General features: G+C 62.0%; 22 protein-coding genes and 1 pseudogene. 10 read left to right on the plus strand and 13 right to left on the minus strand.

Annotation, left to right across the window (positions count from 1 at the left end; all coding sequences use genetic code 11):
• Positions 1 to 4: 4 nt before the first annotated feature.
• From cheB to VQ575_RS21315, 7 genes are all read right to left on the minus strand, one after another.
• Entirely contained in the window at positions 5 to 1,015 is a 1,011-nt protein-coding gene (cheB, locus tag VQ575_RS21285) for a chemotaxis response regulator protein-glutamate methylesterase (protein ID WP_045155159.1), read from the minus strand.
• Entirely contained in the window at positions 1,012 to 3,267 is a 2,256-nt protein-coding gene (locus VQ575_RS21290; protein ID WP_325918367.1) for a hybrid sensor histidine kinase/response regulator, read from the minus strand. The genes cheB and VQ575_RS21290 overlap by 4 nt, the downstream gene beginning before the upstream one ends.
• The gene (locus tag VQ575_RS21295) at positions 3,264 to 3,935 is read right to left on the minus strand and encodes a chemotaxis protein CheW (RefSeq protein WP_325918368.1); all 672 of its coding nucleotides are present in this window, start codon (positions 3,933 to 3,935) and stop codon (positions 3,264 to 3,266) included. Before VQ575_RS21295 ends, VQ575_RS21290 begins: the two co-directional genes overlap by 4 nt.
• Entirely contained in the window at positions 3,932 to 5,197 is a 1,266-nt protein-coding gene (locus VQ575_RS21300; RefSeq protein WP_325918369.1) for a protein-glutamate O-methyltransferase CheR, read from the minus strand. The genes VQ575_RS21295 and VQ575_RS21300 overlap by 4 nt, the downstream gene beginning before the upstream one ends.
• Positions 5,194 to 5,730, minus strand: a complete 537-nt coding sequence (locus tag VQ575_RS21305) for a chemotaxis protein CheW (protein ID WP_045155155.1) — start codon at positions 5,728 to 5,730, stop codon at positions 5,194 to 5,196. Before VQ575_RS21305 ends, VQ575_RS21300 begins: the two co-directional genes overlap by 4 nt.
• Positions 5,730 to 7,352, minus strand: coding sequence for a methyl-accepting chemotaxis protein (locus VQ575_RS21310; protein WP_045155154.1), 1,623 nt, complete (start codon positions 7,350 to 7,352; stop codon positions 5,730 to 5,732). Before VQ575_RS21310 ends, VQ575_RS21305 begins: the two co-directional genes overlap by 1 nt.
• A gap of 260 nt (positions 7,353 to 7,612) precedes the next feature.
• Entirely contained in the window at positions 7,613 to 8,326 is a 714-nt protein-coding gene (locus VQ575_RS21315; RefSeq protein WP_325918370.1) for a tellurite resistance TerB family protein, read from the minus strand.
• Positions 8,327 to 8,515: 189 nt separating this feature from the next.
• Between VQ575_RS21315 and VQ575_RS21320 the strand changes: the two genes are divergently transcribed.
• The 8 genes and pseudogenes from VQ575_RS21320 to VQ575_RS21355 form a co-directional block, all read left to right on the plus strand.
• Complete coding sequence (locus tag VQ575_RS21320) at positions 8,516 to 9,430, plus strand: LysR family transcriptional regulator (protein ID WP_325918371.1); 915 nt, start codon at positions 8,516 to 8,518, stop codon at positions 9,428 to 9,430.
• A gap of 96 nt (positions 9,431 to 9,526) precedes the next feature.
• On the plus strand, positions 9,527 to 11,002 hold the full coding sequence (locus tag VQ575_RS21325) for a gamma-aminobutyraldehyde dehydrogenase (RefSeq protein WP_325918373.1): 1,476 nt from the start codon (positions 9,527 to 9,529) through the stop codon (positions 11,000 to 11,002).
• Between the two features lie 71 nt (positions 11,003 to 11,073).
• A complete protein-coding gene (gene ydcS, locus VQ575_RS21330; protein ID WP_039592041.1) occupies positions 11,074 to 12,225 on the plus strand; it encodes a putative ABC transporter substrate-binding protein YdcS in 1,152 nt (383 codons plus the stop codon).
• Between the two features lie 212 nt (positions 12,226 to 12,437).
• Positions 12,438 to 13,475 (plus strand): ABC transporter ATP-binding protein, encoded by a 1,038-nt coding sequence (locus VQ575_RS21335; protein WP_039592042.1) that lies wholly within the window; start codon positions 12,438 to 12,440, stop codon positions 13,473 to 13,475.
• 1 nt (position 13,476) lies between these two features.
• Positions 13,477 to 14,424, plus strand: a complete 948-nt coding sequence (locus VQ575_RS21340) for an ABC transporter permease (protein ID WP_039592043.1) — start codon at positions 13,477 to 13,479, stop codon at positions 14,422 to 14,424.
• Entirely contained in the window at positions 14,414 to 15,226 is an 813-nt protein-coding gene (locus tag VQ575_RS21345) for an ABC transporter permease (RefSeq protein ID WP_325918374.1), read from the plus strand. The genes VQ575_RS21340 and VQ575_RS21345 overlap by 11 nt, the downstream gene beginning before the upstream one ends.
• A 59-nt stretch (positions 15,227 to 15,285) precedes the next feature.
• Complete coding sequence (locus VQ575_RS21350; protein ID WP_039592045.1) at positions 15,286 to 16,710, plus strand: gamma-aminobutyraldehyde dehydrogenase; 1,425 nt, start codon at positions 15,286 to 15,288, stop codon at positions 16,708 to 16,710.
• A 143-nt stretch (positions 16,711 to 16,853) separates the two neighbouring features.
• Positions 16,854 to 17,048 (plus strand): annotated as a pseudogene (locus tag VQ575_RS21355) (CopG family ribbon-helix-helix protein); the annotation flags it as partial.
• A gap of 121 nt (positions 17,049 to 17,169) precedes the next feature.
• Here VQ575_RS21355 and VQ575_RS21360 read toward each other — a convergent pair.
• On the minus strand, positions 17,170 to 17,355 hold the full coding sequence (locus VQ575_RS21360; RefSeq protein WP_039592046.1) for a hypothetical protein: 186 nt from the start codon (positions 17,353 to 17,355) through the stop codon (positions 17,170 to 17,172).
• Positions 17,356 to 17,713: 358 nt separating this feature from the next.
• On the opposite strand from VQ575_RS21360, the gene VQ575_RS21365 reads away from it, so the two are divergent.
• Entirely contained in the window at positions 17,714 to 19,339 is a 1,626-nt protein-coding gene (locus VQ575_RS21365) for a glucan biosynthesis protein D (protein ID WP_039592047.1), read from the plus strand.
• A gap of 72 nt (positions 19,340 to 19,411) precedes the next feature.
• On the opposite strand, the gene VQ575_RS21370 is transcribed toward VQ575_RS21365, so the two are convergent.
• The 3 genes from VQ575_RS21370 to VQ575_RS21380 form a co-directional block, all read right to left on the minus strand.
• Entirely contained in the window at positions 19,412 to 20,518 is a 1,107-nt protein-coding gene (locus VQ575_RS21370) for an NADH:flavin oxidoreductase/NADH oxidase (RefSeq protein ID WP_039592048.1), read from the minus strand.
• A 235-nt stretch (positions 20,519 to 20,753) separates the two neighbouring features.
• Positions 20,754 to 22,463, minus strand: coding sequence for a single-stranded-DNA-specific exonuclease RecJ (recJ, locus tag VQ575_RS21375; RefSeq protein WP_325918375.1), 1,710 nt, complete (start codon positions 22,461 to 22,463; stop codon positions 20,754 to 20,756).
• A gap of 90 nt (positions 22,464 to 22,553) precedes the next feature.
• A complete protein-coding gene (locus tag VQ575_RS21380) occupies positions 22,554 to 23,096 on the minus strand; it encodes a YaeQ family protein (RefSeq protein ID WP_039592050.1) in 543 nt (180 codons plus the stop codon).
• A 147-nt stretch (positions 23,097 to 23,243) separates the two neighbouring features.
• Here VQ575_RS21380 and VQ575_RS21385 point away from each other — a divergent pair, with 147 nt between their 5' ends.
• Positions 23,244 to 24,443: a CaiB/BaiF CoA transferase family protein gene (locus VQ575_RS21385; RefSeq protein ID WP_325918377.1), complete on the plus strand. Its 1,200-nt coding sequence runs from the start codon at positions 23,244 to 23,246 to the stop codon at positions 24,441 to 24,443.
• Positions 24,444 to 24,636: 193 nt separating this feature from the next.
• On the opposite strand, the gene VQ575_RS21390 is transcribed toward VQ575_RS21385, so the two are convergent.
• Positions 24,637 to 24,924 carry a DUF3509 domain-containing protein gene (locus tag VQ575_RS21390; RefSeq protein ID WP_039592053.1) on the minus strand — a complete coding sequence of 96 codons (288 nt, stop codon included), beginning with the start codon at positions 24,922 to 24,924 and terminating at the stop codon, positions 24,637 to 24,639.
• 161 nt (positions 24,925 to 25,085) lie between these two features.
• Positions 25,086 to 26,453 carry a transporter substrate-binding domain-containing protein gene (locus tag VQ575_RS21395; RefSeq protein ID WP_039592054.1) on the minus strand — a complete coding sequence of 456 codons (1,368 nt, stop codon included), beginning with the start codon at positions 26,451 to 26,453 and terminating at the stop codon, positions 25,086 to 25,088.
• Between the last annotated feature and the right edge of the window lie 31 nt (positions 26,454 to 26,484).

Here is a 26,484-nt window from a genome sequence, read left to right on the forward strand (position 1 = left end):
TTCGTCATTGGGTGAAAATCTCCACCAAGCGTGGCGCTATTCTATCCAGCGCAAGGACCTGCGTTGCCGCATCGATGGCGACCGCTGCCTTGGGCATGCCATACACCGCGCTGCTCTGCTGGTCCTGGGCGATCGTCACGCAGCCCTGCTGGCGCATGAGTTTAAGCCCTTGCGCACCGTCGCGCCCCATGCCGGTGAGCAAGACGCCCACCGCATCACCGCTCCAGAAACGGGCGACACTCTCGAAAAACACATCGATGGAGGGCCGATAGATCTCGTTGACCGGCTCGGCGGTGTAGGCCAGCGTGCCGTTTTTCAACAGGCGCAGATGGTGGTTGGTCCCGGCCAGCAGCACCGTCCCGCCTTGCGGCGCCTCACCCTCGCGGGCCAGGCGGACGTTGAGCCCCGACACGCCGCTGAGCCACTCGGCCATGCCGGCGGCAAACACCTCGTCGACATGCTGGACCAGCACGATGGCCGGGGCAAAATCCCGCGGCAATCCCTTGAGCAGTGCCTCCAATGCGGCCGGGCCACCCGCCGACGACCCGATCGCCACCAGGCTCTTGCGTGACGCCGATGCCCGATGCGCAGCCGGCGCGGCGTGGTCGCGGCCACCACGATCACCGATCAGCCAGCCGATGTTGGCGATCTTGCGCAGCAGCGGTGCCGCGGCGTCTTCGGGCTTGCCGACGCCCAGGGCCGGCGTGTCGACCACGTCCAGGGCGCCATGGCCCATGGCTTCGAACACCTGGTGGACGTTCTGCCGGCTGTCACCGGTGACAATCACGATGGCACACGGTGTGTCGGCCATGATCCGCCGGGTCGCCTCCACGCCATCCATGATCGGCATGAACAGGTCCATCAGGATCAGGTCCGGCGTGTATTCGTGACAACGTTGCACCGCCTCGGCACCGTTGGCGGCGACCCACACCAACTGATGCGCCGGCTCCAGCGCCAGTGCGCGGCGAAGGGCTTCGACCGCCAGGGGCATGTCATTGACGATGGCGATCTTCAAGCGCGTGCTCCTCCGATCAATTCGACCACGGCGTCGAGCAAGGCGTCGTCATGGAAACTTGCCTTGGCGAGATAGTAGTCCGCGCCGGCATCCAGGCCACGGCGGCGATCTTCTTCGCGATCCTTGTAGGAAACCACCATCACCGGCAGCGATTGCAGGCGGCTGTCGCGCCGCAGCAACGACACCAGCTCGATACCGTCCATGCGCGGCATGTCGATGTCCGTGATGAGCAAGTCGAATTCCTCCGAGCGCAACGCATTCCAGCCGTCCATGCCGTCCACGGCCACCGCCACGTCATAACCGCGATTGAGCAACAGCTTGCGCTCCAGTTCACGCACGGTCAGGGAGTCGTCGACGACGAGGATCCGCTTGCGCGGCGCCTGGGCCTCGTTCTGCCGGGCGATCCGCTCCAGTCGCCCGGTGTCGAGCAACTTTTCCACCGAGCGCAGCAGATCCTCGACGTCGACGATCAACACCACCGAGCCATCGTCGAGCAAGGCACCGGCGGAAATATCCTGGACCTTGCCCAAGCGCTCATCCAGGGGCAGGACCACCAGCGTGCGCTCACCGATGAACCGCTCCACCGCCACGCCATAGATCACCTCCCGCTCGCGGATCACCACGACCTTAAGGGCCTGGCCACTGTTGGGCGTGACCGGACGGTTGAGCAATTGCGTCGCTGCAACCAGGCCCACGTGCCGGCCTTCGTACCAGAAATGCTGGCGGCCCTCGACCTGGACGATGTCATCGGGCGCCAGGTCGCACATGCGTTCGATGTGGGCCAGCGGGAAGGCGTAGGCTTCGCCGCCGACTTCCACCACCAGGCTGCGCACCACCGAAAGCGTCAGCGGCACCTCGAGATGAAAACGACTGCCCTCGCCCGCCGTCTGCTCCAGCACCACCGCACCGCGTAACTGGCGGACCATATGCTGGACCGCATCCAGGCCGACACCGCGGCCGGACACCTCGGTGACCTTGTCCCGCAGGCTGAAGCCCGGCAGGAACAAAAACGCCAGCAGTTCTTCTTCGCTCAGGCTGGCGGCGGTCTGCTCGGGAGAAAGCCCTCGCTCCACAATGGTTCGGCGCACCCGCTCCAGGTCCACGCCGCCGCCATCGTCCGACAGTTCCAGCACCAACAGGCCGGCCTGGTGTGAGGCGCGCAGGCGAATCAGCCCTTCGGCGGGCTTGCCGGCCGACAGCCGCTGCTCCGGCATTTCGATACCGTGGTCCACGGCATTGCGCAGCAGATGAGTCAGGGGCGCTTCGAGCTTCTCCAGGACATCACGATCGACCTGGGTTTTTTCCCCTTCGATTTCCAGGCGCACCTGTTTGCCGAGGCTGCGGCCCAAGTCACGGACCATCCGCACCTGGCCCGAGAGCACATCGGCAAACGGTCGCATGCGACAGGCCAACGCCGTGTCGTACAGTACCTGGGCGCGCTGGCTGCCCTGCCAGGCGAATTCGTCCAGCTCAGCGATCTTTTGCACCAGCACTTGCTGGGTTTCGGCCAGCAGGCGTCGGGCATCGTTGAGCGCTTCCTGGGCCTGGAGGCTCAAGGCGTGATCCTTGAGATGCACGTTCAAATCTTCAAGGGCGCGCAGGCCACCGCTTTGCTGGCGCTTGAGGCGTTGCATCGTCGCCAGCCAAGGCTTGAGGCGCTGGGTTTCCACCAGGGACTTGCTCGACAAGTCCAACAGGCTGTTGAGGCGGCCCGCCGTGACCCGCAAGACCCGCTCGCCATCTTCGGTGACACGTTTTTTTCGAGCGACCGGCTCGCCGGGCTCCATGGACGCAAAATCAGGCATTTCGACGCGCACGGGCTCGACGGGTATTCCGATCCGCGGCGGCGCGGCCGTTGGTGCCGACGGGTCCAGCAGGCGCCCCAACAGGGCGACATAGGCCTCGATATCCTCGGCTCCGACGTTGTTGCCAGGCGTCGCGATGCGGGTCAACAGGTCAGTGCCCTGGAGCAAGGCGTCGATATGTTCGGCGCGCAACACCATCCGCCTTTCCTGGGCACTGACCAGGCAATCCTCCATCACGTGGGCCACGCTGACCCCGGCATCGACCCCGACAATTCGCGCCGCGCCCTTGAGCGAATGGGCCGCGCGCATGCACGACTCCAGGTGATCGGCCTGAGTCGGGTCACGCTCCAGAGCCAGCAGGCCGGTGCTCAACACCTGGACCTGGGCTTCGGCTTCCAGGCTGAACAGTTCCAGCAGCGAGGCGTCGCGCATCTGATCGGGGGTCATGACAGGCTCCGGGACACGGCGGCCAACAGTTGCTCTTCATCCAGCCAACGCAGGCTGCGACCTTTGTAGGGCAGCACGCCACGGGTGTATTTGCCCTTCGATTGCGAAGCGCCGGCCAGGATGCGTTCGTCGATGGCATGAATGCCGTCCACCTCATCCACCGGCATCAGCACCGGCCCGCCCTGCGCGGCGACGATCAGCATGCGTGGCATGATCCGTCCACCGGAGGACGTCGCCGAACCCGGCTCCAACCCCAGCAGCTCCACCAACGACAAGCAGGCCACCAGGGCGCCGCGCACGTTCGCCACGCCCAACAGGGCGCGCGAGCGCTGGTGGGGCAACGAATGGATAGCCTGCACTGGCGCCACTTCCACCAGGCTGCGGGTGCTCAGGCCGAGCCACTCTTCGCCGAGGCGAAACATCAATAACGAGCGAGTGACGACATCGCTGTCCACCGGAGCGTGGGCCCGGTCATGATCGTCCTGGCGCAGGGCGTAACGGTCGAGCAAGCGTGTGGCGGCGGCCGAGTACACCGAGCAGTTTCGGCAATGGATATGCTCGGCCAGCAGCGGGCAGGACTTGTTGCCATGGACGCCGATGCGGTTCCAGCAGTCATCGATGGCCTGGGCATCGTCATGGGTCACGTTATAGGAAGCCGAACCGCTCATCGTTTGTGCTCACTGTTTGCCGTGCGCCCACTGCGGGCCGCGCGGTCCTGCAATCGACGGGCGCCGGCCGCGTCTCCCTGGGAAGCCAGCAGCGCCGCCAGGTGCACCAGGGCCTCGGCGTGTTGCGGCTCAAGATACAGCGCCTTGCGATAGAAACCCTGAGCTTGGAGCGCATTGCCCGCCATGTCGCTGAGCAGCCCCAGCCAATAGAACACTTGGGCGTTGGGTGCGTGGCTGCGCAAGTATTCTTCGCAGGCCGCACGGGCCTCGACGCTTTTCCCGCCGTTGGCGAGGGCGGCAATACTGGCCAGCAGCGTCGCGGCGTCGTTGTTTTTCGCCTCGGCAATCGGCCTTACGGCGCTGGCGAAGGGTCGAGGCCGCATGACGGGCGGAACAACCCGTGGCGGCGGCTGGCGAATCGGCAATGGCGTCGGCATCAATGCCGGCAGCGGCTGCGGCTCGGGGGCGCCCTGGCGGCTGAACGCGAATGACTGGGCGATGCCGATCGAGCGCATGCCTAGCCGTCCCAGCAGACTGCCTTCGGCGGGGCCGATGAACAGAACGCCGTCCTGATGGGTCAGGCGCTTGAGGACTTCGAACACTTGTTGTTGGGTCGGCTGGTCGAAATAGATCAGCAGGTTGCGGCAAAAGACGAAATCATAAGGCGCCTCGTTTACCAGCAAGGCCGGATCAAGCAGGTTGCCCACTTGCAGGCGCACCTGTTCGCGCACGCGCTCGTCGAGGCGATAGCCCTCGTCTTCGGCGTTGAAGTACCGTTCACGAAAGCCGAGGTCGGCGCCCCGGAAGGAGTTCCTGCCGTAACGCGCTTGCCTGGCTTTATCGACGGACAGGGGGCTGACGTCCATGGCATCGACCTTGAACTGATGGGCCCCGAGGCCCGCGTCAAACAGCGCCATGGTGATCGAATACGGTTCTTCGCCCGTGGAGCACGGCAGACTGAGGATGCGCAGGGCGCGCAGGTGCTTGATGTCGGCGAGGCGCCGGGTGGCCAGTCGGGCCAGCGTCGCGAAGGATTCAGGGTAACGAAAGAACCAGGTTTCCGGGACGATCACGGCCTCGATCAGCGCCTGCTGCTCCTGCGCAGAATGCTGCAGGGACTGCCAATACTCGTCGGTGGTTCGCCCGGGGACGGCGAGCACGCGTTGGCGCACGGCCCGCTCGATGATGGCGGTGCCGACGGAGGTCACGTCCAGGCCGATGCGCTCCTTGAGGAAATCGAAAAAACGCTGGTCGTTATTCATGGCCGTTCCTCGAAGCCATCGAGGCTCAGCGGCGGCGAGGGAAACAGCATTGCGCGAACCGACTCGTCGAGCAAATCATTGACCCGCACCCATTGCAGCATGCCTTGGGCATCTTCGCGTACCGGACCGAGGTAAGGCGCCTGGCGGTTGTCCAGGCCATAGGGTTTGAAATCCGCCGGATCGCAGCGCAAGGTGTCGGTGGCCTGTTCCAATATCAAGCCCAGCACCTGTCCGGTTTCCTGCCCCTGCGGCCGATAATGCACGAGCACGAGCCGGGTACTGGTGCGCGCCTCGGCGTCCTGGCCGAAGGTCAGGGCGCACAGATCGATCACCGGCACCACGACCCCGCGCCAGGCAAATATGCCGGCCACCCAGGACGGCATCCGGGCAATCGGCTTGAGCGGCAGGCGCGGCAGCACTTCCACCACATCGATGGCTTGCAGGGCGTAGCGCTCGTTACCGATGCAGAACACCAGGAACAACGTTTGCCGGGCCGCCGGCGCGGCGCCACGGCGGGCTTCTGGCTCGCCCATCAGACTTTGAAACGCGAAACGCCGCTGCGCAGTCCCACGGCCACCTGACTGAGTTCGTCGATGGCGGAACTGGCCTGGCGCAGGGATTCCACGGTCTGGCTGCTGGCATCGCCCAGTTGCACCAAGGCGTGGTTGATCTGCTCGGCCCCGGTGGCCTGGGCCTGCATGCCCTCGTTGACCATCAGCACCCGCGGCGCCAGCGCCTGGACCTGATGGATGATCTGCGACAGCTGCTCGCCCACCTGCTGTACCTCGGCCATGCCACGGCGTACTTCTTCGGAAAACTTGTCCATGCCCATCACACCGGCCGACACAGCGGATTGGATCTCGCGGACCATCTGCTCGATGTCGTAGGTGGCGACGGCGGTCTGGTCGGCCAACCGCCGCACTTCGGTGGCGACCACGGCAAAACCGCGACCGTACTCGCCCGCCTTCTCGGCCTCGATGGCGGCGTTGAGCGACAGCAGGTTAGTCTGGTCGGCGACCTTGACGATGGTCACCACCACCTGGTTGATGTTGCCGGCCTTCTCGTTGAGGATCGCCAGTTTGGCGTTGACCAGGTCGGCCGCGCCCATCACTGAATGCATGGTTTCTTCCATGCGCGCCAGGCCTTGCTGGCCCGAGCCGGCCGCCACCGAGGCCTGGTCGGCGGCGGTGGACACTTCGGTCATGGTGCGAACCAGGTCGCGGGACGTAGCGGCGATTTCGCGGGATGTCGCGCCAATCTCAGTGGTGGTGGCGGCGGTTTCGGTGGCCGTGGCCTGCTGCTCCCGGGATGTAGCGGCGATCTCGGTGACCGATGTGGTGACCTGCACGGAAGAGCGCTGGGCCTGGGACACCAGGGAAGTCAGCTCGGCCATCATGTCGTTGAAGCCGGTTTCGACGGCGCCGAATTCGTCTTTGCGGGCCAGGTTCAGGCGTCGGCTCAGGTCGCCGCTGCGCATGATCTCGAGAATCTCGACGATGCGGTTCATCGGCCCCATGATCGCGCGCATCAACAACAAGCCGCACAGCACGGCGACGAGCACCGCGACCAGGAACGACAAGCCCATGGCGACCTCGGCGCCCGTCACCGCACGGCCAATGGTCAGGGAGGCTTGCTCTGCCAGCTCACGATTACGCTCGATGATCTGGTTCAAGTGCACACGACCACCCAACCATGCAGGCGTCAGTTCTTTTTCCAGGGCCAGCCTTGCGCCTTCGTATTCCTTGCGCTGATAGAGGTCCAGCACCTTGGCCAAGGCTTTGTTGAAGTCCTGGTGGTTGACTTCGAATTCATCGAACGAAGCCTGGTCCGCCGGGTCCTCGATGAGTTTTTGATAGTTCTGGATTTCCTCACGCAGGTGTTTTTCATAACCCTGGTAGAGCGCCTGGTCTTCGGCGGTGATTTCCCGCTGGCCGGAAAGGCCGACGAGTTGCTGGGTCTTGACGTAGCTGTCGACCCAGCCGCCCCGGATCATGGAGCTGTAATACACCCCTGGCACGGCGTCGGTACGCACTTCCTGTTCACTGGACTCGATCTTCAACAACCGGGAGTACGTGACAACCACCATCAGCAGCATGATGGCGATGATCACGGCAAAACTCGCCAGGATGCGTTGGCGCAACGTCCAGTTCTTCACAGTAAAACCTCGGGGCACTTTGAATTGCCGGGAGTATAGCCGAGGGCGGTGGGGCGTCTGCATGGCGGTTATGGGAGATTTTTCAGGCGCCGTTTCGTACAGAGTGGCGATGCACCTCGTGGCAAGGGGGCTTGCTCCCGTTCGACGGCGCAGCCGTCGTCAAACAGCCGACAAGATCCTTCGGCAAGCGCATTTTATTGGGGCGGCTTCGTCACCCAGCGAGAGCAAGTTCCCCCGCCACGGGTATCGTGCCGCGATGGTCAGGCAGCCGCCTGGCGCACCTGTTTCTCCAGCTCTGCCTTCAACCCTGGCTCCAGCTTCAATTGCCGCGCCAGTTCGTCCAGGTAGGACTTCTCCATGAAATTCTCTTGGTCCACCAACATCACGCTGGCAATGTACATTTCGGCGGCGATTTCCGGCGTGCTTGCGGCGCGGGCCACATCCGTGGGGTCCAGCGGTTTGTTGAGCTCGGCATGCAGCCATTGTTGCAGTTCCTGGTCGTTATCAAGCTTGGTGAATTCGCCTTCGATCAGTTGCCGCTCGCGGTCGTCCACATGGCCGTCAGCCTTGGCCGCCGCGACCAGGGCCTTGAGAATCGCCTGGCTGTGCTGCTCGACCTGCCCCGCCGGGACGCGATCCAGGGTCTGCGGTTCGGTTTTCGGCGCGCTGCCCTGTTGGGCCTGCCAATTGCCGTAAGCCTTGTAGGCGATCACGCCCAGGGCAGCCAGCCCACCGTAGGCCAAGGCCTTGCCACCGAAGTTGCGGGCTTTCTTGTTGCCCAGCAGCATACCCATGGCACTCGCCGCCAATGCCCCGCCTCCCGCGCCGGACAGCATGCCGCCCAGGTTACCGGAGCCGCCGAGCAACCCGCCCAGGCCACCGGATGATGACTTGCCCTGTGAACCACCGGCCTTGTTCTGCAGCATTTCCTGACCGGACTTGAGTAACAGATCGAGCAATCCACGGGTGTTCATTTCCTGCCTCCACGCATTCGGGTTAACCGGATCATAAGGCCCCAAGCCTAGAACGAAAGTGCCCCGTTGCCCTTGGGCAGATTGCTTCGAGATGTTGCCTGCGCAGTCCAGCCAGGTCTCGTCGCAGTCATTCGATAAAAACGATATACACTCCTGGATCTCGATAAATTCGATCCAAGGATGTGCGTCATGATGACCTTGCGCCAGATCCGCCATTTCATCGCGGTGGCCGAGACCGGCTCGATCTCTGCCGCTGCTCAGACCGCATTCATTTCCCAATCCACCCTGACCCTGGCGATCCAGCAACTGGAAGAGGAAATCGGTGTCAGCCTGTTCAACCGCCACGCGAAGGGCATGACGCTGACCCATCAGGGGCATCAGTTCCTGCGCCAGGCCCATCTGATCCTCGCCACTGTCGACAACGCCAAGCGCAGCCTGCAGCAGAGCACTGACCAGGTGGCCGGCCAGGTGACCATCGGCGTGACCAGCCTGGTCGCCGGCTATTACCTGGCGGACCTCCTGACCCGTTTCCAGCGCGCCTACCCCAATGTGGCGATCCGGGTGATGGAGGACGAACGCCCTTATATCGAGCATCTGTTGGTCAGCGGCGAGATCGACGTCGGCGTGCTGATCCTCTCCAACCTGGAGGACCGCCACGCCCTGCAGACCGAAGTGTTGACCCACTCCCCCCATCGTTTGTGGCTGCCGGCCCAGCACCCATTGCTTGAACACGACAGCATCCACCTGGCGGATGTCGCCCGGGAACAACTGATCCAATTGAACGTCGATGAGATGGATCGTAACGCGCAACGCCTGTGGCGCGGCGTCGGCCTGCAACCGCAAGTCACCTTGCGCACCGCGTCCACCGAAGCAGTGCGCAGCCTGGTGGCGGCTGGCCTGGGCGTTTCGATCCAACCAGACATGACCTACCGCCCCTGGTCGCTGGAAGGCGACATCATCGAGGCTCGCCCTATCGCCGACCTCAACCAGACACTGGATGTCGGGCTGGCCTGGCGCCGGGGAACCGCCCGGCCGGCCTCGGTCGACCCGTTCCTGGCCGTTGCGCGGGAACAATCCCATAGTGGACGCAAGCCATCGATTTAATCGAACGCAGCCTTGAGTATTTCGAATTTGTCGGTCTTGCGGGCGCGCACTAGTCTTGTTGAATCCTCAAGGCTCCGACAACCGAGAAAATAAAACATGGCTGGCGCGCAACCCCCAGTGTGTACCGCGTTGTTGATCAATGGAGAATGGGTCCCCGGCGAGGGCTTTGCCGAGCCGATTCTCAACCCGGCCACGGGTGAAGTGGTGGCGCACATCGCCGAGGCCAGCATCGAACAGGTCGAAAGCGCTATCCTCGCGGCTCATCACGCTTTCGACGGCTGGTCACGCACCACGCCGCAACAGCGCTCCAACCTGCTGTTGGACATTGCCAGCGCCATCGAAAAAAACGCCGACGACCTGGCCCGTCTCGAATCCTTGAACTGCGGCAAGCCCTTGCACCTGGCCCGCCAGGATGATCTGAGCGCCACGGTGGATGTGTTCCGTTTCTTTGCCGGCGCCGTACGCTGCCAGACTGGCCAGCTCAGCGGTGAATACCTGCCCGGCTATACGAGCATGGTGCGCCGCGACCCGATCGGCGTGGTGGCGTCCATTGCCCCGTGGAACTACCCGATCATGATGGCGGCCTGGAAGATCGCCCCGGCCCTGGCCGCCGGCAACACCTTGGTCTTCAAGCCCTCGGAGCACACGCCACTGTCGATCCTGGCCCTGGCGCCGATGCTGGCCGAGATCCTGCCGCGCGGCGTCATCAATATCATCTGCGGTGGCGGCGAAGGTGTGGGCAGCCATCTGGTCAGCCATCCGAAGGTACGCATGGTCTCGCTGACCGGCGATATCGTCACCGGCCAGAAAATCCTCCAGGCGGCGGCAAAAACCCTCAAGCGCACGCACCTGGAACTGGGCGGCAAGGCGCCGGTGATTGTCTGCGACGACGCCGACATCCAAGCCGTGGTCGATGGCGTGCGCACCTATGGTTATTACAACGCCGGACAGGATTGCACCGCCGCCTGCCGGATCTACGCACAGGCCGGGATCCACGACCGGCTGGTGGCCGAACTCGGCGCTGCGGTTGGCAGCCTGCGTTTTGCCGGCAAGCGTGACGCCGACAATGAAATCGGCCCGTTGATCAGCGTGCGCCAGCGCGACCGCGTCGCCAGTTTCGTCGAGCGCGCCCTTGGCCAGCCGCATATCGAACGCATCACCGGCGCCGCGGTGCATTCCGGCGCCGGTTTCTACTATCAACCGACGCTGCTGGCCGGCTGCAAGCAAAGCGATGAGATCGTCCAACGGGAAGTGTTCGGCCCGGTGGTCACCGTGACCCGCTTCGACGAGCTCAGCCAGGCGGTGGACTGGGCCAACGATTCGGAATATGGCCTGGCCTCCTCGGTATGGACCCAGAATCTCGACAAGGCGATGCAGGTCGCGGCGCGGCTGCAATACGGCTGCACTTGGATCAACAGCCATTTCATGCTGGTCAGCGAAATGCCCCACGGCGGCCTGAAACGCTCAGGCTACGGCAAGGATCTGTCCAGCGATTCGCTCCAGGACTACAGCGTGGTGCGCCATATCATGGCCCGCCACAGCCAGCATCTGCAAGGAACAGCACTACTCTAATAACAGGCCCTTCGTGGCGCTTCACCGGTTCAAAACTGCCCCGACCATAATTAAAAGCAAGAGGGATTTCCATGTACGCGCACAAGACCGTATTGCTCAGCGCAATGACCACGGCGCTGCTGACCAGCGTCAGTCTCCAGGCCGTCGAGCCGCTCAAGGCCGTTGGCGCCGGCGAAGGCCAATTGGACATCGTCGCCTGGCCGGGCTACATCGAACGCGGTGAAAGCGACAAGGCCTACGACTGGGTCACGGGGTTCGAGAAGGAAACCGGCTGCAAGGTCAACGTCAAGACCGCCGCCACGTCCGACGAGATGGTCAGCCTGATGACCAAGGGCGGCTACGACCTGGTCACCGCCTCGGGCGATGCTTCGTTGCGGCTGATTGCTGGCAAGCGCGTGCAGCCGATCAACACCGCGTTGATCGCCAACTGGAAAAATCTCGATCCGCGTCTCAAGGACGCGCCGTGGTACGTGGTCAACCAGCAGACCTACGGCACGCCTTATCAGTGGGGCCCGAACGTGTTGATGTACAACACCAGCGTGTTCAAGCAGGCGCCTACCAGTTGGAGCGTGCTGTTCGAAGCGCAGGACCTGCCCGATGGCAAGCCGAACAAGGGTCGCGTGCAAGCCTACGATGGCCCGATCTACATCGCCGACGCAGCGTTGTACCTCAAGACCGCCAAGCCTGAACTGGGCATCAAGGACCCGTACCAGCTCGACGAAGCCCAGTACAAGGCCGTGCTTGAATTGCTACGGGCCCAGCAGCCGTTGATCCACCGCTACTGGCATGACACCACCGTGCAGATGAGCGACTTCAAGAATGAAGGCGTGGTCGCCTCCGGTGCGTGGCCGTACCAGGTCAACGGCCTGATGAACGAGAAGCAACCGATCGCCTCGACCATTCCCAGGGAAGGCGCCACGGGTTGGGCCGACACCACCATGCTGCATGCCGAGGCCAAGCATCCGAACTGCGCCTATAAGTGGATGGACTGGTCGCTGCAACCGAAAGTCCAGGGTGACGTGGCCGCGTGGTTCGGCTCCCTGCCGGCCGTGCCCGAGGCGTGCAAAGGCAGCGAACTGCTGGGTGCCGAAGGCTGCAAGACCAACGGCTTCGACCAGTTCGACAAGATCGCCTTCTGGAAAACCCCACAGGCCGAGGGCGGCAAGTTCGTGCCGTACAGCCGCTGGACCCAGGATTACATTGCGATCATGGGTGGGCGGTAACCGCAGCCGAACACTGCTTTTGTGGCGAGGGGATTTATCCCCGCTGGGCTGCGCAGCAGCCCCAAAGCAGGCAACTCAATCTGCCTGATACCCACAGGTGTCAGGTTTTGGGGGGCTTCGCCCCTAGCGGGGATAAATCCCCTCGCCACAGGTCCGTGCCCGACAATCTAGCCATGATTCAGCAGAAGTCACGCTTTCTGGAGCCCAGCACCATGACGCTTGCAGTCCAATTCAGCCACGTTTCCCGTCAGTTCGGCGATGTGAAGGCCGTTGACCGGGTCTGCATCGATATCCAGGACGGCGAGTTCTTTTCCATGCTGGGCCCTTCCGGCTCAGGCAAGACCACCTGCCTGCGGCTGATCGCCGGGTTCGAGCAGCCCAGCGCCGGCTCGATCCGTATCCATGGCGAAGAAGCCGTGGGACTGGCGCCCTACCAGCGGGACGTGAATACGGTTTTCCAGGACTACGCCCTCTTCCCCCACATGAACGTGCGCGACAACGTCGCCTACGGCTTGAAGGTCAAAGGCGTCGCCAAGGCCGAGCGCATCCAGCGCGCCAACGAAGCGCTGGAGATGGTTGCCCTGGGCGGCTACGGCGAGCGCAGGCCGGTGCAACTTTCCGGCGGCCAGCGCCAGCGTGTCGCCCTGGCCCGCGCGCTGGTCAATCGCCCTCGGGTATTACTGTTGGACGAGCCTCTGGGCGCCCTCGACTTGAAGCTGCGCGAACAGATGCAAGGCGAGTTGAAGAAGCTGCAACGCCAGTTGGGCATCACCTTCATCTTCGTCACCCACGACCAGACCGAAGCGTTGTCGATGTCCGATCGGGTGGCGGTGTTCAACAAGGGCCGCATTGAACAGGTCGATACACCGCGCAACCTCTACATGAAACCGGCCACCACCTTTGTCGCCGAATTCGTCGGCACTTCCAACGTGATCCGTGGCGAACTGGCGCGCCAACTGAGCGGTTATCCACAGCCGTTCTCGATTCGTCCGGAACATGTGCGTTTTGCCGAAGGCCCGCTGGCGAGCCATGAAATCGAGGTCAGCGGCCTGCTCCACGACGTCCAGTACCAGGGCAGTGCGACACGCTACGAATTGAAGCTGGAAAACGGCCAGACCCTGAGCCTCAGCCAGGCCAACACCCAGTGGGGCGACAACGGCACCGGGCATCAGGCCGGCCAGCACCTCGCCGTGCGCTGGGCCCGCGAAGCGATGGTTGCCCTGCACGACACCGTCGGCGGCGAGGCCTGAGATGAGCACCCTGGCCATGACTCACACAGCGACACACGGCTCTGCGCTGCGGCGGTTTTCGAACCTGCTGTACCGACGGCCCAATCTCTACCTGTCGATGCTGCTCGTGCCTCCCCTGCTCTGGTTCGGCGCGATCTACCTGGGTTCGCTGCTGACCTTGCTGTGGCAGGGTTTCTACACCTTCGACGACTTCACCATGGCGGTCACGCCGGACCTGACCCTGGCGAATTTTGCAGCGCTGTTCCAGCCGTCCAATTTCGACATCATCTGGCGCACCCTGAGCATGGCCATCGCGGTGTCCATCGCCAGTGCCATCGTCGCGTTCCCGATTGCCTACTACATGGCGCGCTACACCAGCGGCAAGACCAAGGCATTTTTCTACATTGCGGTGATGCTACCGATGTGGGCCAGCTATATCGTCAAGGCCTATGCCTGGACACTGCTGCTGGCCAAGGGCGGTGTGGCGCAATGGTTCATCCAGCATCTGGGCCTGGGGCCGCTGTTGCAGTTCGTACTGGAAATCCCGGGCGTGGGCGGCAGCACGTTGTCCACCTCGCACCTGGGGCGCTTCCTGGTGTTCGTCTACATCTGGCTGCCGTTCATGATCCTGCCGATCCAGGCGTCCCTGGAACGCCTGCCGCCATCGTTGCTGCAGGCCTCGGCGGACCTGGGCGCCAAGCCACGCCAGACGTTCATGCAGGTGATCCTGCCGTTGTCGGTCCCGGGTATCGCAGCGGGTTCGATCTTCACCTTCTCGCTGACCCTGGGGGATTTCATCGTGCCGCAACTGGTGGGCCCGCCGGGCTACTTCGTCGGCAGCATGGTCTACGCCCAGCAAGGCGCGATCGGCAACATGCCCATGGCCGCGGCGTTCACGCTGGTGCCGATCGTGTTGATCGCCGTCTATCTATCCATCGTCAAGCGACTGGGGGCTTTCGATGCACTCTGACTCTCGAGCGTCGTGGGGCTTGCGGATCGCGGCATGGGGCGGGCTGGTGTTCCTGCACTTTCCGATCCTGATCATCTTTCTTTATGCGTTCAATACCGAAGACGCTGCGTTCAGCTTCCCGCCCAAGGGCCTGACCTTGAAATGGTTCAGCGTGGCCTTTTCGCGCCCGGACGTGCTGGAAGCGATCAAGCTATCGTTGCAGGTCGCGGCCATTGCCACGCTGATCGCCATGGTCCTCGGCACGCTCGCCTCGGCGGCGTTGTATCGTCGGGATTTCTTTGGCAAACAAGGCATTTCGCTGATGCTTATCCTGCCGATCGCCTTGCCAGGGATCATCACCGGCATTGCCCTGCTGGCTACGTTCAAGACCTTGGGCATCGAACCCGGCATGTTCACCATCATTGTCGGCCACGCGACCTTTTGCGTGGTGATCGTCTACAACAACGTCATCGCCCGCCTGCGCCGCACGTCCCACAGCCTGATCGAGGCATCGATGGATCTGGGCGCCGACGGCTGGCAGACCTTTCGCTACATCATCTTGCCCAACCTGGGGTCGGCACTGCTGGCCGGCGGGATGCTGGCATTCGCGCTGTCGTTCGATGAAATCATCGTCACCACCTTTACCGCCGGCCACGAGCGTACCTTGCCGCTCTGGTTGCTCAACCAGCTCAGCCGCCCGCGCGAAGTGCCGGTAACCAACGTCGTGGCGATGCTGGTGATGTTGGTCACGATGTTGCCGATTCTCGGTGCGTATTACCTGACCCGCGGGGGTGAGAGTGTGGCGGGGAGTGGTGGGAAGTAAATGTCACTGTGGAACCGAATCCCACAGCAGTCACAAACCCGATTCAAGAGGACATGGACATGCAAACCAAACTGCTGATCAACGGGCATCTGGTCAACGGCGAAGGCCCCGGCCAGGCGGTATTCAACCCGGCACTGGGGCGGGTGCTGGTGGAAATCAACGAAGCCAGCGAAGCCCAGGTCGATGCCGCCGTGCGCGCCGCCGACAGCGCCTTCGAATCCTGGTCGCAAGTGGCGCCCAAGGACCGTTCGCTGTTGCTGCTCAAGTTGGCCGATGCCATCGAAGCCAATGGCGAGGAGCTGGCGAAACTGGAGTCGGACAACTGCGGCAAACCCTTCAGCGCTGCGCTGAATGACGAAATCCCGGCAATTGCCGACGTGTTCCGCTTCTTTGCCGGCGCCAGTCGCTGCATGAGCGGCTCGGCGGGCGGCGAATACCTGCCAGGGCACACCTCGATGATTCGCCGGGATCCGGTCGGCGTCATCGCCTCCATCGCACCGTGGAACTACCCGTTGATGATGGTTGCCTGGAAAATCGCCCCGGCTTTGGCCGCGGGAAACACGGTAGTGCTCAAGCCGTCGGAACAGACACCGCTGACTGCGTTGCGCCTGGCGGAACTGGCGTCGGAGATTTTCCCCGCCGGCGTGCTCAACGTGATCTTCGGCCGTGGGCAGACCGTGGGCAACCCGCTGGTCACCCATCAGAAAGTGCGCATGGTTTCGCTGACAGGATCCATCGCTACCGGTTCGAACATCATTTCCAGCACCGCCGACAGCGTCAAGCGCATGCACATGGAATTGGGTGGCAAAGCCCCGGTGATCATCTTCGACGACGCCGACATTGACGCGGCTGTGGAAGGTATCCGCACCTTCGGTTTCTACAACGCCGGCCAGGATTGCACCGCTGCTTGCCGTATCTATGCCCAACAAGGCATCTACGACAAATTCGTCGAGAAACTCGGCGCCGCCGTCGCCAGCATCAAGTACGGTATGCAGAACGAGCCCGACACCGAAATGGGCCCGCTGATCACCGCCCAGCACCGCGACCGGGTGGCCGCGTTCGTCGAGCGGGCCATCGCCCAGTCGCATATCCGCCTGGTCACCGGGGGCAAGGCGGTAGAGGGCAACGGCTTTTTCTTCGAACCGACGGTGCTGGCCGATGCCCAGCAGGATGACGAAATCGTACGCCGCGAAGTCTTCGGCCCGGTGGTGTCCGTCACGCCGTTCCTGGATGAAGCCCAAGTGCTGGCCTGGGCCAACGATTCGGACTACGGACTTGCCTCATCGGTCTGGACCGCCGACATCGGCCGAGCCCATCGCCTCTCGGCGCGACTGCAATACGGCTGCACCTGGGTAAATACCCACTTCATGCTTGTCAGCGAAATGCCCCATGGCGGTCAGAAACGGTCGGGCTACGGCAAGGACATGTCCATGTATGGACTGGAGGATTACACGGTGGTGCGGCATGTGATGTTCAAGCACTGACGACAAGACAATGTCGGCAACACATGCCCACGCCTACCACGGGCTCGTCCTGCCAAGGTTTTCGTCGATCGGTGCACGCTCGCCGGTTGACGGAAATCCTGGCAGCACCTAGGGCGTCTACAACGTATACACCGGAGATAATCATGGCCTCGTCCGTTTTGTCCTTTCGTATGGAGGAAGGTCTGGCCCAACAGCTGGACTTGCTGGCTGCCGCCACCGACCGTGACCGTCAACATCACCTCAAGCGTGCATTGGTTCGATATGTAGAGGCCTAATCGTGGCGTCTGCAAGCGATCAACGAAGGCATAGCGGATGCCGATGCGCAGCCCCTTACCGACTCGTGCAGGGGCAATTTCAGGTCCTGCGGATACTGCACCAACGCACCGAGCGTCCTCCGGACTGGTCAGAGCAGTGAGGCCCGCCGGCCTTTCCCGATCCAACCGTCCATCAGTGCCGTATTCAAAACCGCGAAACACTGCGCATTGCATCCACCAGGTAACGCATGGCGATCCGGTCGTTCTCCGACAGCTCCCGGTAGCGCTCGATCAATCTCAATTCTTCCAGGCTGAGCCGGCGCCTCCTGCGCGCGTTGATCAGGCCCGGGAAGACTCCCAGGATTTCGGCAATGCCCTGTATTTTCGTCATGACCTGTCCTTCGTTACGTCAAGTTGACCCAATAGCGCTTAGTGAACCGGTTACATCGTCTATTAACCACAAGAATAGGAAGGATCCACCGGGTGAAAAGAGAGTTTTAGAGTAATTAGTCAAAAAATTCCGAATTTTTCACAAAAAAAGAAATAACTGTAAGAAAATTTGACCAGCCCACGCTTTCCTATCTCTCCCAGCCTGCATTTCCCCTATGATTTTGCGCCTCGGTGAACCGATCCAGCTCTCAGGTATCTGTTCTAACGTTCGTCGCGTTTGGCCAAAGGCATGTCCGAACTCATTTGCCAATCTTTGTTGCCAGGATCGGCTCGGGATTGTTTCGAGAAAGGTTGTATTTATGCACCGCAGGAACCTGCTCAAGGCCTCCATGGCCTTCGCCGCCTACACCGGACTATCGGCCTCCGGGCTCATGGCCGCGCGCGCCTGGGCCGCCGATCAGACTGCCGATGGCGAAGCCCGTCCCTTCGATTTCGAAGGTTTGAAGGACCAGGCCCGGCGGCTGGCCGAGAGCCGTTATGTCGACACCAAGCAAGTCCTGCCACCGACACTGGCCCAGATGTCGCCATTGCAATTCAACGCCATCAAGTACGATACCAACCACTCACTGTGGAATGAGCTGGACGGGCAACTGGACGCACAATTCTTCCATGTCGGCATGGGGTTCAAGCAACCCGTACGCATGTATAGCGTCGATCCGAAGACGCGCATGGCCCGGGAAGTGCACTTCCGTCCGGAGCTGTTCAACTATGAAAAGACCACGGTCAACACCTCTCAATTGACGGGTGACCTGGGCTTCGCCGGTTTCCGGGTATTCAAGGCACCGGAGCTGGACCGACACGACATCGTTTCATTCCTTGGGGCCAGCTATTTCCGTGCTGTCGATGCCAGCGGCCAGTACGGGCTATCGGCCCGTGGCCTGGCCATCGACACCTACGCCAAAAAGCGCGAGGAGTTTCCTGACTTCACCAAGTTCTGGTTCGAAACCCCGGACAAGAACAGCACCCGTTTCGTGGTCTATGCGCTGCTCGACTCGCCTAGCGCCACCGGCGCCTATCGTTTTGACATCGATTGCCAGCCGACCCGGGTCGTCATGGAAATCGATGCGCACATCAATGCCCGTACCGCCATCGAGCAACTGGGCATTGCACCAATGACCAGCATGTTCAGCTGCGGCACGGTCGAGCGCCGCATGTGCGACACCATTCACCCGCAAATCCATGACTCCGACCGGCTGGCCATGTGGCGTGGCAACGGCGAGTGGGTCTGCCGTCCGCTGAACAACCCCGCCACCCTGCAATTCAACGCGTACGCCGACAAGAACCCGAAAGGCTTCGGGCTGGTGCAGACCGACCATGACTTCGAGAGCTACCAGGACACCGTGGACTGGTACAGCAAACGCCCAAGCCTGTGGGTCGAGCCTACGACCGCTTGGGGGGAAGGCTCAGTCGATCTGTTGGAAATTCCTACAACCGGCGAAACCCTGGACAACATCGTCGCGTTCTGGACCCCGAAGAAACCGGTTGCCGCCGGCGATTCGCTGAACTATGGCTACAAGCTTTACTGGAGCGCCTTGCCACCGGTGAGCACCGACCTGGCGCGAGTCGATGCCACCCGTTCCGGCATGGGCGGTTTCATCGAAGGTTGGGCACCCGGCGAGCATTATCCGACCGTCTGGGCGCGGCGCTTTGCCGTGGACTTCACCGGAGGCGGTCTCGACCAGTTGCCAGCGGGCACGGGTATCGAACCGGTGGTGACGTGCTCCCATGGCGAGGTCAAGGACTTCAACGTGTTAGTGCTCGATGCGATCAAGGGCTACCGGATTACCTTCGACTGGTACCCGACCGATGATCGCGTGGACCCGGTAGCGATGCGGCTGTTTCTGCGCTCCAAGGACCGTACCTTGAGCGAGACCTGGCTGTACCAGTATTTCCCGCCAGCACCGGATCGGCGCAAGTATCCCTGAGCAAACCCAGGACACCCGATAAAACAAAAAGCCCCGGCCAAGACGACCGGGGCTTTTTGTTCTATCGCCGATTCAGTCCCGCAAATCCGACTCGTGGATCGGCTGGTCCCGATGCGTCGCCCGCTGGTACTGCGCCGGCCAGGTGGCCTTGCGCCCGCCCAGGTCATCATCGGCATGCAGGGCCCAGTACGGATCACGCAACAACTCCCGGGCGAGGAAGATAATGTCGGCCTGGCAGGTGCGCAGGATATGCTCGGCCTGGGCCGGTTCGGTAATCATGCCCACGGTGCCGGTGGCAATCTCCGACTCCTTGCGTACCCGTTCGGCGAATCGTGTCTGATAGCCCGGGCCGGTGGGAATTTCCGCATTGGCGGCGGTCCCGCCCGACGACACGTCAATCAAGTCCACCCCCAACATCCGGAATCGCCGCGCCAGCTCTACGGTTTCATCCGGATTCCACCCGTCTTCGACCCAGTCGGTGGCGGAGACGCGGACAAATACCGGAAGTTCGTCAGGCCACACCGCCCTCACCGCCTCGGTCACCTGCAACACCAGCCGGATGCGATTTTCGAACGACCCGCCATATTGATCGCGACGCTGATTGCTCAAGGGTGAAAGGAACTGGTGCAACAGATAGCCGTGGGCCGCATGGACCTCGACCACCTTGAAACCGGCGGTCAGGGAACGCTTGGCCGCGTCGACGAATGCCTGGATAACGTCGGCGATCTGCCCCTCATCCAACTGCGTCGGCTGGGTATGCTGCGGGTCGAAGGCGATCGGCGATGGACCGACCGGAACCCAGCCACCGTCCTCGGGCTTGACGCTGCCATGCTTGCCCAGCCAGGGCCGCCAGGTACTTGCCTTGCGACCAGCATGAGCCAGCTGGATGCCCGGCACGGCCCCTTGGGCAGAAATGAAACGGGTAATACGTTGCAGCGCAGGGATCTGGTCATCGTTCCATAAGCCGAGGTCCTGGGCAGTGATACGACCATCCGCCGTGACCGCGGTGGCTTCGGTGAATACCAGCCCCGCGCCACCCACGGCGCGGCTGCCAAGGTGCACGAGGTGCCAGTCGTTGGCCAGGCCATCGACGCTCGAATACTGGCACATCGGCGAAACCGCGATGCGATTGGGCAGGGTCAATTGGCGAAGGGTATAGGGTTCCAGCAGCAGACTCATGGGGCACCTCTCGAATCAGTGGGCAGGCTCCAGGGTTCTGTTTGAAAAGTCGACGAGTGACAAAAGGTACAACACCCGCCCCCGCGGGCAAAGAAACGACAAGACGTCACAAGGGCTATCAAGCAGTGCTTAGAGACTAGTCGACAACCCGAGGGGAAGCAGGGTTCAGAACTTAAAAACTGGCCTGACAGATTCCAAGTCAACGTCGTGGCAAGGGAAGTTTCCCTCCCCCAGGCTATCGCGGCTCGATATGGGCAATCATCAGTTGCACCGTTTCCTGGCCACGAAATTCGTTAAGGTCGAGTTTGTAGGCCAGCTCCACCCAGCGCACCGTCGGGTTCGGCCAGATCTCGCGGTCGATGCCAAAGGCGATGCCGTCGAGCTTCACCGAGCCGCACTCGCTCTTGAGAACGACCTTCAGGTGTCGCTCGCCCACCACTCGCTGCTCGACCAGCTGGAACACACCGTGGAACACCGGTTCCGGGAAATGCTGGCCCCACGGCCCGGCGTGGCGCAATGCCCTGGCCAATTCCAGATGGAACTCCTCTACCGCCAGGGTGCCGTCCGAGAGGAGTCGTCCGGTCAGGTCCTCTTCACGCAGTTGCCTACGCACTTCGGCGTCGAATGCCTCGGCAAACAACGGAAAATTCGCCTCGGGCAGCGTCAGCCCTGCCGCCATGGCGTGGCCGCCGTATTTGCTGATCAGCGTCGGGTGCTGTGCCGCGACGACGCTCAGGGCATCGCGAATATGAAAGCCTGGCACCGAGCGCCCGGACCCCTTCAGGAGACCATCCCCGGCATCGGCAAAAGCGATCGTCGGACGGAAATAACGTTCCTTCATGCGCGACGCCAGGATACCGATCACGCCCTGGTGCCATTGGGGGTCGAACAAGCACAAGCCGAACGGCATCGACTCTACCGGCAGGTCCTTGAGTTGAGCCAGGGCTTCACGCTGCATGCCCTGTTCGATGGACTTGCGATCCTGGTTCATGCCGTCCAGTTGCGCAGCCATCTCACGGGCAAGCGCCGGGTCGGCGGTGAGTAGGCATTCGATGCCCAGGCTCATGTCGTCAAGGCGTCCCGCCGCGTTCAGTCGCGGGCCGAGGATGAAGCCAAGGTCGGTGGAGGTAATGCGCGACGGGTCGCGCTTGGCCACCTCCAGGATGGCCTTGATTCCCGGACGGGCGCGGCCGGCGCGAATACGTTCGAGGCCCTGATGCACCAGGATCCGGTTGTTGGCATCCAGGGGCACCACGTCGGCCACACTGCCCAACGCCACCAAGTCCAGCAGCTCGCCAATGTTCGGCTGGGGTTTGCTGGCATACCAGCCCAGGCTGCGCAGGCGCGCCCGCAATGCCATCAATACGTAGAAAATCACCCCGACGCCCGCCAGCGCCTTGCTCGGGAACTCGCAACCCGGCTGGTTCGGGTTGACGATGGCATCGGCCTCCGGCAATTCCAATCCAGGCAAATGGTGATCGGTGACCAACACCTTCAGGCCGGCGGCCTTGGCCGCCGCCACGCCTTCGACGCTGGAAATCCCGTTGTCCACGGTGATCAACAGCTGCGGCTCGCGTGTGAGGGCGACCTCGACGATTTCCGGCGTCAGGCCGTAGCCATATTCGAAACGATTGGGCACCAGGTAATCGACATGGGCCGCGCCCAGCAGGCGCAGGCCCAGCACGCCAACCGTACTGGCCGTCGCACCATCAGCATCGAAATCACCGACGATCAGAATGCGCTGACGTTGTTCCAGCGCCGTCACCAGCAGGTCCACCGCGGCGTCGATTCCCTTGAGCTGTTGATAGGGAATCAAGCGAGCCAGGCTTTTATCCAGCTCAACCGCCGATTGCACGCCTCGGGCGGCGTACAGGCGGGTCAACAGCGGCGGCAGGTCACCGAGGAACGGCAGGGTGTCGGGTAACTCGCGGGGTTCTATGCGCATGGGGGAAGACGAAAACTTCTCTTAGAGTGGAAATCCTTGAGGCGAGGGAGCCTGCTCCCTCGCCACGGTGAATCTATGCAACATGGCCCATCAGCCACGCTCGCCGAGCAACCACTGCAACTGGACTTCATGTTGGCCACGGTCGTCGGTCACGAAGAGGGTCCCCTCGCTGATCATCACGTCCCACTTGATGACGCGGGGCATATCCTGGGCCAGGGTTTCGAGAACCTCCTGAGGCACGGCGGCAATATTCACGTTCTTCAGATTCTTCACAGCAGGTATCACCTTGCCTTCCCAGACTCGCAAGCTGCCATACGCCAGCAGGCTGGTGCGCTCGGTGCGGCGCGAACACCACGTCAGGCGCTCGGCATCCGGTTGACCCACTTCGATCCAGTGCAAGACGCGGTCGTCCAGGCTCTTTTCCCACAGGGCGGGTTCATCGACGTCTGACAGACCACGACCGAACGACAGCAGCTCGTTGTACCAGAACGCGTAGGCCAGCAGGCGCACCGTCATGCGCTCCTCGGTTTCCGAAGGATGGCGGGCGATGGTCTGCTTCACGTTCTCATACACATTGCGGTCGAGGTCGGTGAGGTTCAGTTCAAATTTGTAGGTCGTGGACGGCTGGGCCATGGACGGGCTTCTTGATACGAGGAAAGGCGGCAAGTCTAACCGATGAGACGGCCAATCCACGAATTGCCGACCATCAACCTGCGGCGAACGGCGTTGGCCTATGATAAAACGCTCTATTGGTTCTGCCTTTGTCCTACAGGATTCGTCATGTCGCTCACTGCCAAACCCCTTGCCGGCGTCAAGGTCATTGAACTCGGCACCCTGATCGCCGGCCCTTTCGCTTCGAGGATCTGCGGTGAATTCGGAGCCGAGGTGATCAAGGTCGAATCGCCCGACGGCGGCGATCCGCTGCGCAAATGGCGCAAACTCTATGAAGGTACATCTTTGTGGTGGTTCGTCCAGGCACGCAACAAAAAGTCCCTGACCCTGAACCTCAAGCACCCTGAAGGCTTGGCAATCCTCAAGCAGTTGATCGGCGAAGCGGACATCCTGATCGAGAATTTTCGTCCTGGCGTGCTGGAGAAGCTCGGCCTGGGATGGGACGTGTTGCACGCACTGAATCCGAAACTGGTCATGGTGCGGCTTTCCGGGTTCGGCCAGACCGGGCCGATGAAGGATCAGCCCGGATTTGGCGCCGTCGGCGAATCCATGGGCGGCCTGCGCTACATCACGGGTTTCGAGGACCGTCCGCCGGTGCGCACGGGAATTTCCATCGGCGACTCCATTGCCGCGCTCTGGGGCGTCATCGGCGCGCTGATGGCCTTGCGTCATCGCGAGGTGAACGGCGGGACTGGACAAGTGGTGGACGTGGCGCTGTATGAAGCGATATTCGCCATGATGGAGAGCATGGTGCCGGAATTCGATGTGTTCGGCTTCATCCGCGAGCGCACCGGCAACATCATGCCCGGCATCACGCCGTCGTCCATCCATACCAGCGCCGACGGCAAGCACGTGCAGATCGGAGCCAATGGCGACGCAATCTTCAAGCGCTTCATGCAAATCATCGGGCGCGACGACCTGGCCAACGACCCGCAGCTGGCCAGCAATGATGGGCGCGACAATCGCCGCGACGAGCTCTACGGCGTGATCGATCGCTGGGTCAATTCACTGCCACTGGACGCTGTCATCGAACAGCTGAACCAGGCCGGAGTGCCGGCCAGCCGGATCTTCAGCGCCGAAGACATGTTCAGCGACCCGCAGTTTCTCGCCCGGGAAATGTTCTTGCAGGCCAAGCTGCCGGACGGCAAGGCGTTCAAGATGCCTGGCATCGTGCCGAAACTGTCGGACACGCCGGGCACAGCCGAATGGGTCGGGCCGACGCTGGGTGAACACACGGATCAGGTACTCGGCGAGCTTGGCTATGATCCACAGCAAATTTCCAGGCTGCGCACCGATGGCGCCATTTGATACGTCCCGCGCAATGCCCGGGACCACAAATCCCAGGCAAAAAGAAACCCCGAGAAGTGGGGAGACAACTCGGGGTTAAACGTGACCATTCAAGGTCCGTGCAACAAGCGACAAGCACCGGAGCACAATGCTTGCTCTTGTTGGTAAGAGTTCTGACTCACTAAGATGTAGGAAGGTTCCCTCAGAACGCCGCTCAATTCGGGGCAGCCATGACCTTGTCACGTGCCAGATTACGCAAAGCCGCGATCACACAAGGCTCCAGGCGCCCCTCGGCGATCAGTACATCGCGGTGCAGCCCATCGACCACGTCGGTCAGCTGGCGCTTGTCGGCCAGTTGGGCCTGGTTGAACACCCGTTCAACCATGATGGCCCCCGCGGGATTCTTCAGTGTCACCAGGCATTCGCCCTTGGCACCGGAGGGAGTGAGCGTGACCTGATACGGGCTCAAGGCTTCATTCAGCAACAGGCTGATACTTTCCATTCGATCACCCTTCAATAGTCCGAAAAAACAACTGCACAATAAGTGACCGTGGGCCCTGGCTGAAAGTTCTGCCAGCGCAACGAACCGACACCTTCGCGGCCTGTTCAACCGAGCATGCGCGCCGAATATGACAGGCAGGCAACAGTCCCTGACGCGGTTGATCAAGCCAGCAACCGATTGCGATTCCATCGGCGCCTGACATCGATCCAGCCCCCCAGCAGACCGCGCAGCTGGCCATCGGCACCATAAAACGGCACTGACCAGTGATAGATATCCCGTAATCCACCGCTGAACATCAGTTGGCGGTCGACGAAACGTGGTTGACGGGTTTGCAACTGCTCCATCAATTCCCCATGCAACAATTCGGCGGTTGCCGCCGGAAACCCAGCAGAGTCAGTCAGGCGCGTGCCCCGCAGCTTCTCGAAGCGAGTCTCGAAATGATCCTCGTAGCTTTTGTTGCACATGATCAGGCGTCCCTCGAGGTCGCGAATGAAGATCGGATCGGGAATCGCATCCATCAAGGCCCGCTGGAACTTCAGTTGATCGTTGAGGACTGCCTCGACCCTGAGGCGCTGGTCGATCTGGACCTGCATGCGGCGGTGCCACAGCAGGGATATCAGGCAGAACAGCCCGAACACGACCACGCACCAATGCCCCCATTGGGGTACGTGCAGCCAGGAAGACGAGGCCTGATGAGGGGCAATGCCTGTCAGCCATTTGGAGCGCAGCGCACGCATGTCCTCGACGGGAAACGCTTCCAGGGCCTTGTTCAGAATACTCACCAATGGCCGCAGCTCTTGGCGCACAGCCAGATAGTCGGGTTCCCACTTGCCCTCGAGGTTGCTTCCTACCTGCAATTGCCCCGCAGGGTACAGGTGCGCACCGGTTTCATTTTCAATGGTGGCGTGGGCTTCGCGACTTTCCACCAGCGCCCTCGCCTCACCGTACGTCTTGACCGTGCGCAACTCGATGGCCGGATAGTTGCGCCGGATCTCCGTCTCCAGCGCATGCCGCGCCGGCAACACCAAGACCTTGCCTTCGAGTTGCTTCAGGGAACGAAGCACGGGCTCTGAACCACGTCCGACGAAAACCCAGCCAGATCCGCCGAATGCATGGCTGAAGTTCAAGAACTCCCTGCGCTCGTCGTTCATTGCCAGCGTGGTCGTCATGTCCGCCTCGCCATTTTCCAACATGGCGATCAACTGATCCGGAGAGAACGATTCCCGGTGAACGAATTCAAGTCCGGTCATGCGGCCGATACGCCGGAGAATATCGTCGTTCAGCCCGCTCCACTGCCCGTGTTCATTTTTGAACAGGTACAGCGGGAATTGCATCGAGGCAACGACGACACGAGGGTTCTCCCTGATCCATTCAAGTTCCTGGGCATCGAGCGCAAGCTGTCCGCCAGTTTCGAACGGTGGCTTGCCAGAAGCCGCCAACTGGGCCGCGCCGCCCCACTGCACCCAACACAACAGCATCAGGCCCATCATCCAGCTCATCGCTGGCTTGCATCGGATAAAGAACAACATCTGCATTTCCTTCGAGACTACCCGCCCGTCC

This window comes from Pseudomonas frederiksbergensis (assembly GCF_035751725.1).
GTDB lineage: Bacteria > Pseudomonadota > Gammaproteobacteria > Pseudomonadales > Pseudomonadaceae > Aquipseudomonas > Aquipseudomonas frederiksbergensis_A.